Source organism: Cellulomonas biazotea, from assembly GCF_004306155.1.
Lineage (GTDB): Bacteria > Actinomycetota > Actinomycetes > Actinomycetales > Cellulomonadaceae > Cellulomonas > Cellulomonas biazotea.
This window is the reverse complement of record NZ_BIMR01000161.1, coordinates 1-6,085: the sequence shown is the minus strand read 5'-3', so window position 1 is coordinate 6,085 and position 6,085 is coordinate 1. Positions and strand designations below refer to the sequence as shown.

Genomic DNA, 6,085 nt, shown 5'->3' with positions numbered 1-6,085 from the left:
GCCCGGGCCGGGCGGGTGGACCCGCGCGGCCCTGCCGTCGGCCGCGGCCCGGGCCGGGCGGGTGGACCCGCGCGCGGGGGGTGCCCGCGCCGGGCGGAGGACGTCGGGCGGGCGTGTGCGTTCGGGCGGAAGGCATCGGGTCCGGCGTGGGCGCCCGGCGAGGACGGCGAAGGGGCCGGGTCGCGTGGACCCGGCCCCTTCGTGCGGTGTCACGACCGTCGGGCCGTGACCGCCGTCAGAGCGTCGCGCGGACCGCCCGCGTCGCCTCGATGATGTGCTCGAGCGACGGGGTGACCTCCTCGTAGCGGCGCGTCTTGAGGCCGCAGTCCGGGTTCACCCAGAGCTGGTCGAGCGCGATGGCCTTGACCGCCTCGGTGAGGAGCTCCTCGACCTCGCCCTCGCTGGGCACGCGCGGCGAGTGGATGTCGTAGACGCCCGGGCCGACCGCGCGCGGGTAGCCCGCCGCCGCGATGTCGCCGAGGATCTCCATCTTCGAGCGGGCCGCCTCGATGGACGTGACGTCGGCGTCGAGGCCGTCGATCGCGCCCATGATCTGGCCGAACTCCGAGTAGCAGAGGTGCGTGTGGATCTGGGTGTCCTCGCGCACGCCGGCCGTCGACAGGCGGAACGAGCGGACCGACCAGTCGAGGTAGGCCGCGTGGTCCTCCCGGCGCAGCGGGAGCAGCTCGCGCAGTGCGGGCTCGTCGACCTGGATGATGCCGATGCCGGCGGCCTCCAGGTCGGCGATCTCGTCGCGCAGGGCGAGCCCGACCTGGTTCGCCGTGTCGCCGAGGGGCTGGTCGTCGCGGACGAACGACCACGCGAGGATCGTCACCGGGCCGGTGAGCATGCCCTTGACCGGCTTCTCCGTGAGGGACTGCGTGTACGACGTCCAGGCGACCGTGATGGGCGCCGGGCGGGACACGTCGCCCCACAGGATCGACGGGCGGGTGCAGCGCGAGCCGTACGACTGGACCCAGCCGTTCGTCGTCACGGCGAACCCGTCGAGGTTCTCCGCGAAGTACTGCACCATGTCGTTGCGCTCGGGCTCGCCGTGCACGAGCACGTCGAGCCCGATGCTCTCCTGCAGGTCGACGACGCGGCGGATCTCCGCCTTCATCTCGTCCTCGTACTGCTCGGCCGTGAGCTCGCCCTTGCCGAACGCGGCGCGGGCCTTGCGGATCTCCGGCGTCTGCGGGAACGAGCCGATGGTCGTCGTGGGCAGCGGCGGCAGGTCGAAGCGCGCGGCCTGGGCGGCCTTGCGGGACTCGAAGTCGCCGCGGTTGAACGCGTCCTCGCCGAGGGCGGCGACGCGCTCGCGCACCTCGGGGCGGACGACGCCCGGCGCGTTGCGGCGCGAGGCCACCGCGTCCGAGGCCGCGAGGAGCTGCTCGTGGATCGCCTCGCGGCCCTCGGTGAGGCCCTCGGCGAGGGTCACGACCTCGGTGACCTTCTGGTCGGCGAACGCGAGCCACTGCTTCAGCGTCGGGTCGAGCGTGGGCTCGTCCTCGACGTCGTGCGGCACGTGGAAGAGCGACGTGGACGTGCCGACGGTGACGGCGGCGGCGCCGAGGTTCTCGAGCTGCTCGAGCACCGCGAGCTTCGCGTCGAGGTCCGCGCGCCAGATGTTGTGGCCGTCGACGACGCCCGCGACGAGGGTCTTCGACTCCAGGCCGGGGACCGCCTCCGTCGGGGCCGGGCCGCGCACCAGGTCGACGCCGATCGCCTCGACGTCCGTCGCGGCGAGCACCGGGAGGGCTGCGCGCAGGTCGCCGTAGGGGGCGGCGACGAAGATCGCCGGGCGGTCCTCGACCGCGGTCAGCGCACCGTAGGCCTCGACGACCGACGCCAGCAGACGCTCGACGGGCACGTCGACCGAGTCCGACACGAGGGCCGGCTCGTCGAGCTGCACCCACGTCGCCCCGGCCGCGGCCAGGTCGCGCAGCAGCGCGGCGTAGACGGGGAGGACGTCCTGGAGGCGGTCGATCGGGGCGAAGCCCTCCGGCGAGCCCTCCGCGGCCTTGGCCAGCGCGAGGAACGTCACCGGGCCCACGATGACGGGGCGCGTGACGACGCCCTCGGCGAGCGCCTCGGCGAACTCGCGGACCGGGCGGTCGCTCGCGTACCGGAACGTCGTGTCCGGGCCGATCTCCGGCACCAGGTAGTGGTAGTTCGAGTCGAACCACTTGGTCATCTCGAGCGGCAGGTCGTCGCCGCGGCCGCGCGCGACCGTCGAGTAGCCCGCGAGGTCGAGGCGACCGTCCGCGTCGACGAGGTCCGCGAACCGGGGCGGCACCGCGCCGAGGACGGTCGCCGCGTCGAGCACGTGGTCGTAGAACGAGAACGCGCTGGGGATCGCGGGCACGTCGGTGCGCAGGCCGAGCTCGGCGAGACGCTTGCGCGTGCGGCGGCGCAGGTCGGCGGCCACGGCCTCGAGCTCGTCGGCGGACGAGCGGCCCGCCCAGAACGACTCGATGGCCTTCTTGAGCTCGCGGCGCGGGCCGATCCGGGGGTAGCCCAGGACGGAGCCGGCGGGGAACGTGGGGGTGGTACGTGCGGTCATCGCGGTGTCTGTCCCTCGTGGGTGGGGTCGGTGGCCGTCGGGGCCGGTGCGGCCGTGGGGATCGGTCGGGCGGAGCCCGGTGCGGCCTGACGGCCGTCGCGCGCCCCGCCGTCCAGACCCGCTCCTTCGAGCAGGTCGAGCGCGGCGTGGTGCTGGTTGAACGTGTACAGGTGCACGCCGGGGGCGCCGCCGTCGAGGACGCCCTGGACCAGGTCGACGCCGGCGCGGATGCCGCGGCGGTGCCGGTCGAGGTCGTCGTCTGCGGCACCGAGCAGGTCGAGCAGGTCGCGCGGCACGGGCACGCCCGTGAGGTCCTGCACGCGCAGCAGCCGGGCCGGGTCGGTCGCCGGGATGATGCCCGGGATGATCGGGATCGTCACGCCGGCGTCGCGGGCCTCCGCGACGAGCCCGAGGTAGGCCTCGGCGTCGAAGAACACCTGCGTGATCGCGAAGTCGGCCCCGGCCTCCTGCTTGGCGAGGAGCGACGCGACGTCCTGCGCGCGCGTGCCGCCGGTCGCGGCGTTGCCCCGCGGGAACGCGGCGACTGCGATCGACAGCGGGCGGACCCGGGCCCGCACCGCCTGCGACGGGCTGCCCGCGCAGCGGCGCGACTCGATCTCGCGCAGCAGCTCGACGAGCTCGCCCGCGGTGTGCAGGCCGTCGGGGTGCGGCTGCCAGTCGGGCTGGCCGACCGGCGGGTCGCCGCGCAGCGCGAGGAACGACCGCGCGCCCTCGTCGAGGAACTCCTCGACGATCGTCGTGATCTCCTCGCGAGACGTGCCGACGCAGGTGAGGTGGGCGATCGGGTTGAGCGACGTCTCCCGCAGCAGGCGTCGCACGAGCGCGCGCGTCGTCTGGCGCGTCTTGCCGGACGCGCCGTACGTCACCGAGACGAAGTCCGGGTGGGCGTCGGCGAGGTGCTGGATGGTGTCCCAGAGGCGCGGGGCGGCGTCCGGGTTCCGCGGCGGGAACAGCTCGAACGACACCGTCGGGCGGTCGACGGCCGCGAGCGGGCGGACCTCGCCGTTGACGTGCGGGCCGGTCGTGCGCCGGCTCGGCGTCCCGTCGGCCGTGGCGGTGCTCGGGTCCTCGGCCGGGACGGGCGCGCTCAGCGGGACGCTCGCGGCGCCGAGCGTGGGGGCGCTCACCGGCGGCCTGCCCGCGCCTGGAGGTGCGGGTCGGCCCGGTGGGTACCGGGACACACGTCGTGCAGGGACATCGTTCACTCCATCGACCCTGGCGGAAGCACCCACACCCTCGCCAGGAGGGGGGTTGCTGCGGCGTCGTCGAGCCAGGTCTCTCGGCCGCTCTGGATGGTTGTCGCGATGCTAGACCGCCGACCACATGGTGGGCAACGTCGCTCGCGTGTTGAGACGGCGGTGTCCGAGCCGGTAGCGGCGAGGGTCGGGCAGGCGGGCTGCGCGGGAAGAGGTGCCGGGCCTTCCCGGCTGAGGAGGGGCATCGCCTGTCGGGCTGCGACGTGCTGGTGGCGGCGACGGGTCAGCGGCGGCGAGGGTCAGTGGCGAGACGGGTCAGTGGCGGCGACGGGTCGCTGGCGGCGACGGGTCAGTGACGACGGCGGGGCGTCAGGTGGCCGGGGCGGAGCCGGCTGCGCTGCGTCGGGACGTCGAACCAGGACGTCGGCGACCCGGCGGGCACGTCGCGCAGCCCGTCCTGGACGGCGGCGAGGACCTCGGCGTCGACGGTCGACGGGTCGGACATCGCCGCGGCGGCCGCCTGGACGGCGTCGAGCCGTCCCTCGGCGTCGGGCGTGTCGGTCATGGCGGGAATCCTAGCCCGCACCCGAACGGGTGCCACGGGGCCGCCGGGGCCGTCACTCGATGGGTGCAACCCTCACCCGGCGGGCGTCCCGAGGCTCACCGAGGGGCACGTCGCGAGGTGGTCGTCGACCAGCCCGCACGCCTGCATCGCGGCGTAGGCGGTCGTCGGACCCACGAACCGGAAGCCGAGCGACTTGAGCTCGCGGGCGAGCGCCTTGGACTCGACGGTCGTCGCGGGGACGTCCGCCCAGGTCGCGGGCCTGGTCCGCGTCGACCGGTCGGGCGCGTGCGACCACAGCACCGCGTCGAGCGTCCTGCCGTCGGCGTGCAGCGCGCGCAGGGCCCGCGCGTTGGCGATCGTCGCCTCGATCTTGGCGCGGTTGCGCACGATGCCCGCGTCGGCCATGAGGCGCGCGACGTCGTCGTCCCCGAACTCGGCGACCACCTCCGCGTCGAAGTCGGCGAACGCGGCCCGGAAGGCGGGCCGCTTGCGCAGGATCGTGATCCAGGCGAGCCCCGACTGGAACCCCTCGAGCGCGAGCCGCTCGTAGAGGGTGTGCTCGCCGTGGACCGGCTTGCCCCACTCGTCGTCGTGGTACTGCTCGTAGAGGGGGTCGCCGTCGCCGAAGCACCGGCCGGTGACGAGCCGGCGGCTCGGGGTGGCGTCGGGGACGTCGGGCGTCTCGGCGGCGTCGGAGGTCTGCGTGGTCACGTCGTCAGTCTGGCGCGCGACGCCGACAGCGTGCGGTCGGACGCGGAGGCCGGAGGGTGCGGCGGCCGCCGACGAGGGCTGTGGACGGCTCGCGATCGGTCCAGGGCCGCCCGACCCCTCCGCGACTCACGCCCCCGCTCGTCCCTCCGACCGGGCGACGAGCGCCGCGATGCCGTCGAGCAGCAGAGTCGTGCCGAACGAGACCGGCCCGTCGTCCATCGCGGAGCCGAACGCCCCGGCGGTCGCGGCCCGGACGAGTGCGGGGTGCTCGTCGGGCGTCGCGACGGCCAGCAGCATCCCGTCCATGTCGTAGGACCGTGACGTCGCCTCCTGCACCGCCCGCTCCCGGTCCGTCCAGGAGGCGAACAGCCGCAGCTCGTCGAGCTGGTGGCTCGCGAGCGTCCCGACGGCCGCGACCTTGGTCGCCTCGTCGAGCGGCGTGTCCTCGAGCGCGGCGACCATCGCCTCCATCCACGCCAGGCGGTTGGGCCCGACGGCGTGCAGGACCGTGCCGGTCTGCGCGAGCCACGGGTGCGAGAAGAGGACGGGCTGCTGGATCGAGACGAGCAGCTCGACGCGTGCCCGCCAGTCGCCGACCTCGCGCCCGACGACGGGCGGCCGGCCGCTCGCACGGTCGGCCATGAGGCTGACGACCTCGTCCTTCGACGACACGTACCGGTAGAGCGACATGGTCGTGAACCCGAGCGACTCGGCGAGCCGTGCCATCGACACCGCGCCGATGCCCTCCGCGTCGGCCAGCGCGATCGCCGCGTCGGCGATCTGGTCGAGCGTGAGGCTCGGGCGCGGGCCGCGTCGCGGCGGCTCGGGGGACCGCCACAGGACGGCCAGGTCGGGCGGGAGCGCGGAGGCGTCGACCGTCGTGGTCGGCGGGGCGGTCTCGGCACGGGCGGCCTCCCGGCGTGCCTTCTCGGCCTCGCGGGCGGCGCGCTGCTGCGCGAGGGCGGCGTCGCGGGCGGCCTTCTCAGCCTCGCGCAGGGCCCGGCCGGCCTCCCGTGCGGCGTCGCGGGC

At 75.1% G+C, this 6,085-nt stretch carries 5 protein-coding genes and 1 riboswitch; all 5 genes read right to left on the bottom strand.

Going from position 1 to position 6,085, the window contains the following annotated elements:
• Positions 1-235 precede the first annotated feature (235 nt).
• Positions 236-2,563: a 5-methyltetrahydropteroyltriglutamate--homocysteine S-methyltransferase gene (gene metE, locus CBZ_RS11080; RefSeq protein WP_130781605.1), complete on the bottom strand. Its 2,328-nt coding sequence runs from the start codon at positions 2,561-2,563 to the stop codon at positions 236-238.
• Entirely contained in the window at positions 2,560-3,675 is a 1,116-nt protein-coding gene (locus CBZ_RS11075) for a methylenetetrahydrofolate reductase (protein ID WP_130781606.1), read from the bottom strand. Before CBZ_RS11075 ends, metE begins: the two co-directional genes overlap by 4 nt.
• Before the next feature lie 112 nt (positions 3,676-3,787).
• Positions 3,788-3,883, bottom strand: a riboswitch (SAM riboswitch).
• 246 nt (positions 3,884-4,129) lie between these two features.
• The gene (locus CBZ_RS11065; RefSeq protein ID WP_130781603.1) at positions 4,130-4,345 is read right to left on the bottom strand and encodes a hypothetical protein; all 216 of its coding nucleotides are present in this window, start codon (positions 4,343-4,345) and stop codon (positions 4,130-4,132) included.
• Between the two features lie 72 nt (positions 4,346-4,417).
• Positions 4,418-5,056, bottom strand: a complete 639-nt coding sequence (locus tag CBZ_RS11060; RefSeq protein ID WP_130781602.1) for a DNA-3-methyladenine glycosylase I — start codon at positions 5,054-5,056, stop codon at positions 4,418-4,420.
• Between the two features lie 126 nt (positions 5,057-5,182).
• A partial coding sequence (locus tag CBZ_RS11055) for a TetR/AcrR family transcriptional regulator C-terminal domain-containing protein (protein ID WP_130781601.1) occupies positions 5,183-6,085 on the bottom strand: 903 nt, incomplete at its 5' end.